This window comes from Pseudomonas sp. LJDD11, assembly GCF_024584215.1.
In the GTDB taxonomy this organism is placed as follows: Bacteria; Pseudomonadota; Gammaproteobacteria; order Pseudomonadales; family Pseudomonadaceae; genus Aquipseudomonas.
Window position 1 is genome coordinate 1 of sequence record NZ_JANJFL010000056.1, and the last position, 4,145, is coordinate 4,145.

The following is a 4,145-nucleotide window of genomic DNA, read 5'->3' on the forward strand; positions in this document are numbered from 1 at the left end:
CGTGGGCGACCCATTTTCTGCTCTGGAGAAACCAGATCCTTGATCAATTCCCACGATGCGTCGGAGAGTTCTTAACGCTTTGCCATGCGGGCCTCCAGCCAATCATGGCGGCAATTTTACCCGTACTGACTTTTCGTACAAAACCTAGTTTTAACTTCTGTCAGGTACCGGATCATGGTCTGTTCTCTTCAGGTGCAATGGCCCGGCATTTTACAACCGGCAAAGCGGTGGCGGGGGAGAAAGCTGGCCGGATGGTTCAGTTATGTCGATATCTTGAAACCTTTTGACACATCCGGGGCTCTGACACAGCAATCAATGGCTTCACTCGAAGGGACACGCACATGGGCTCTGTACTCAAGCAGGAAAAGTTTCTGCTGCTGGCGATCATCGCGACGCTTGGCGCTTACTCGCTTGAGCACTGGCTGTTGGGTAATGGCAAGACCGTGGCGCTGGTGGCCGGTCTGGCGCTGGTGGGGTTTATCGTCTGCGCGTCGCTGCGGGTGGCGCATCATGCCGAAGTCCTGGCCGAGAAGGTCGGTGATCCTTACGGCACCATGATTCTGACCTTGTCAGCGGTGCTGGTGGAGGTAGTGATCCTGGCGATCATGATGAGCAATGAACCCTCGCCAACCCTGGTGCGCGACACGATTTACGCGGCGGTGATGCTCGATATCAACGGCATTCTCGGTCTTGCGGCCCTGATGGGCGGGCTCAAGCACGGCGAGCAGGCCTACAACGACAGTTCGGCGCGTACCTACAGTGTGATGATTCTGACGGCCATGGGCGTGTCGATGGTCGTGCCGGAGTTCATCCCGCAGGGTGACTGGAAGCTTTATTCAATGTTCACCATCGGCGCGATGGTGGTGCTCTACGCGTTGTTTCTGCGCATGCAGGTCGGCCCGCACAGTTACTTTTTCAGCTACAACTACCCGGAAAAGAAGCGCCGCCAGGACGCCGCCCAGCATGCAGGCGGCGCCAGTAAGCTGAGCATGTCTATCGCCATTCTGGTGCTGGGCGTTGTTGTGATTGGCGCATTGGCCGAGGTCATGGCCCAGACCCTGGATCTGGGGCTGGAGGGCAGCGGCGCACCGCCGGTGATGACCGCAATCCTGGTCGCGGCAATCTCGGCCTCTCCGGAAATTCTCACCGCTTTGCGTGCGGCGCTGGCCAACCGGATGCAGGCGGTGGTCAACATTGCGCTGGGCGCGTCGTTATCCACAGTGATTCTCACCGTACCGGTCATGGAAGCGATGGCGCTGTACAACGACCAGCCGTTTCAGATGGCCATGACACCGGTGCAGACAGTCATGGTATTCATCACTTTGCTGGTCTGTGCGATCAATCTCAATGACGGGCAGACCAACGCCATCGAGGGCATGACGCACTTCGTGCTGTTTGCCACGTTCATCATGCTTTCATGCCTTGGATTGTGAGGAGAATGCCTGTGGATAACACAGGCACTTGCTCGGCGGGTCACCAGGCGATGGTTTCGCCCTTGTAGTTGATAAAGTGGTGACCGCCCTTGCCGGCATAGTCGGTCAGTTGCTTGACCAGGCCAGTGGTGCTGGTCAGCACGTCGATCTCGGCGTTTTCGCCACCCATGTCGGTCTTGACCCAGCCCGGATGCAGTGACAGCACAGTCGGGCGAGGCTCTGGCAGTTTGCCAACGAAGGTATTGGTCATGGAGTTGAGCGCGGCCTTGCTGGCTTTGTACAGGCCCAGCGTGTCGCCGTCCGGGCAGGCAACGCTGCCCAGCACTGAACTCATGAAGGCCACTACGCCGGTATCGGGGCGAATCTGTTCGATCAGGTATTCGGCCAGGCGGATCGGCGCCACCGCATTGGTCATGAACAGTTGGCCCAGCTCTGCGGCAGTGGACTGCGCAGCGCTCTGGTGCGCGGCGCCGAGCACGCCGGCATTGACGAACAGCACATCGAACACTTCGCCCTTGAGCTTTTGCAGCAAGACCTCTACCGAAGCGTTTTCATCAATGTCCAGTGTCTCGATGCGGACATCGGGGATGGCTCTGAGTGCGTCGGCCTTGAACGGATCGCGTACGGTGGCGGTGACTTTCCAGTTCTGTTCTGTCAGGCGCTGGACAAGACCCAGGCCCAGGCCGCGAGATGCGCCAATGATCAGCGCCGTTTTTTCAGCGGGCATGGAAAACTCCTTGTTGTGGATAGCGATGGCATCAGGTCTCGCAGCCTACTCCAGGCTCTGGCCTGTGGATACCTTGTTTCAGATCCTCTGATTGGCCGAGAGTGCATTCAAATTCTGGTCAAAAAACGAGCGATTGTTCGCGGCCCCGGCGCGACATGCCATAGCGTCAGGCGTGCACTTGTTATCCACAGGCTGCTCCACAGTTAATGTGCGAAACCTGCTGAGGTGGGGATAACTGCTTGGGCTGATAGCTTTGAAAAACGCTTAAGTGCTTGTTTGTCTGCTATTTTTAGTAAATACCAGGGGTTTGAACAAAAAACGACCAATACTCTGCAGGTCTTGTCCGGTAAGGCTCTTGGGGTAATGTGCTCAGCTTATCCACAATCAGGCCCACAGCAGATGTGGGCAAGTATGTCGCTCAGTCTGCGTTCGATGAGTGCAGTAAAATCCGCCCGCGGCTCAGATCGGCCAGTTGTCGGCGCAGGGTTTCCAGTTGCTCCGGGCTGACGGCAATGTCCAGCTGTACCCCGTTGGCGGTAAAGCTTTCTTCTTCTATAAGGGCATCGGCCTCGCTGAGGCGTAACTTGACCAGGGCCAGCTCACTGAAACTGCACGCCAGGCTGAACGCTTCGCGGTTGATCAGCAGCACTCGTTCAGCCTGCTGCAGGCATTTATTCGCGCCGCCGCCATAAGCGCGGGCGAGGCCGCCGGTGCCCAACTGGATACCGCCGTACCAGCGAATCACCAGAACGACCACTTGATCAAAGTCTTGCGCTTCAATGGCGGCGAGAATGGGCCGGCCTGCCGTGCCACCCGGTTCGCCGTCATCATTGCTGCGGTACTGGCTACCCAGTTTCCAGGCCCAGCAGTTGTGGGTGGCGTTCAGGTCGCTGTGCTGCTCAATGAAGGCCTGCGCTTGGGCGGGGCTTGAGACGGGGCCGGCGAAGGTGATGAAGCGGCTTTTACGGATTTCTTCGCGGAACTCGCAAAAGCCGGCAAGGGTAGAGGGCATGCGCTGCATCCGTCTGATTGCGGGATGCGCATTTTACAAGGCCGGCGGCACTAACCCACAACCTTTGAGGATGATGCGGATCAGATTCTCGGTGGCCAGGTCCATGTCCTGGCGGCTCAGCCGGCTGCGCCCGGTAACACGACAGATCTGGCTGGCGAAGTCAGCGTAATGCTGGGTGCTGCCCCACAGCAGGAAAATCAGGTTAACCGGGTCGACGGGGTCCATCTTGCCGGCATCGATCCAGGCCTGGAACACGGCAACCCGTCCCTGGAACCAGAGGCAGTAGTCCTTATTGAAATGCTCACTCAGGCATTCGCCGCCACTGATGATCTCCATGGCGAAGATGCGCGACGCCTGTGGATAGCGCCTGGAGAACTCCATTTTGGTCCGTATATAAGAAGCGAGTGCCTCGGCGGGGTCATCCTCGGCGCTCAGGTGACTGAAGGTTTCGTCCCATTGCCCGATGATGTTGCTCAGGACCGCGATGTACAGGCCCAGCTTGTTGCTGAAGTAGTAATGCAGATTCGCCTTGGGCAAACCAGCATTCAGCGCGATGGTGTTCATACTGGTGCCCTTGAAACCATGCCGGGCAAATTCGTCTTCGGCCGCTCTGAGGATGAGCTGCTGGTTTCGCTGCCGGATACGACTGGCAGGCTTGCTTGGCGATGAGCTGTGCGCAGGGACTTCAAGAGGCATGTGGCAATTCCGCAGGGCTGTCGTTCAAGGGTGCAGAGATAACGTACCTGTAAGGTTCCTACAAGCTTAATTGGTAATTTTGTCTGACAATCTTACGGTGTGGTGTCGTCTTCTCGTGCCCCGTGGCATAGACTCCTTATATCTCTCTATATATAAGGTGCGGATGACGGGAGGCTATCGGCAGCCGTTTTACGGGCTTGGCTGGTTAATTTCGAGATATTTGAAATTAACGGTTGACGGGGTTTCAGATGTCCTTATAATGCGCACCACTTCCAAC

Annotated in this window: 4 protein-coding genes and 1 pseudogene; 1 reads left to right on the forward strand and 4 read right to left on the reverse strand. The window is 57.2% G+C overall.

Annotated elements, in window-relative coordinates:
• Window positions 1–86 (reverse strand): annotated as a pseudogene (locus NRB16_RS28615) (IS5/IS1182 family transposase); the annotation flags it as partial.
• Window positions 87–341: 255 nt separating this feature from the next.
• Between NRB16_RS28615 and NRB16_RS28620 the strand changes: the two are divergent.
• Complete coding sequence (locus NRB16_RS28620) at window positions 342–1,433, forward strand: calcium:proton antiporter (protein WP_257107532.1); 1,092 nt, start codon at window positions 342–344, stop codon at window positions 1,431–1,433.
• A 40-nt stretch (window positions 1,434–1,473) separates the two neighbouring features.
• Here the strand turns inward: NRB16_RS28620 and NRB16_RS28625 are convergent, their stop codons facing one another.
• From NRB16_RS28625 to NRB16_RS28635, 3 genes are all read right to left on the reverse strand, one after another.
• Entirely contained in the window at window positions 1,474–2,160 is a 687-nt protein-coding gene (locus NRB16_RS28625; protein ID WP_045483816.1) for an SDR family oxidoreductase, read from the reverse strand.
• Window positions 2,161–2,578: 418 nt separating this feature from the next.
• Window positions 2,579–3,172 carry a YigZ family protein gene (locus tag NRB16_RS28630; RefSeq protein ID WP_045483814.1) on the reverse strand — a complete coding sequence of 198 codons (594 nt, stop codon included), beginning with the start codon at window positions 3,170–3,172 and terminating at the stop codon, window positions 2,579–2,581.
• Between the two features lie 33 nt (window positions 3,173–3,205).
• Window positions 3,206–3,868, reverse strand: a complete 663-nt coding sequence (locus tag NRB16_RS28635) for a TetR/AcrR family transcriptional regulator (protein WP_045483811.1) — start codon at window positions 3,866–3,868, stop codon at window positions 3,206–3,208.
• Window positions 3,869–4,145 lie beyond the last annotated feature (277 nt).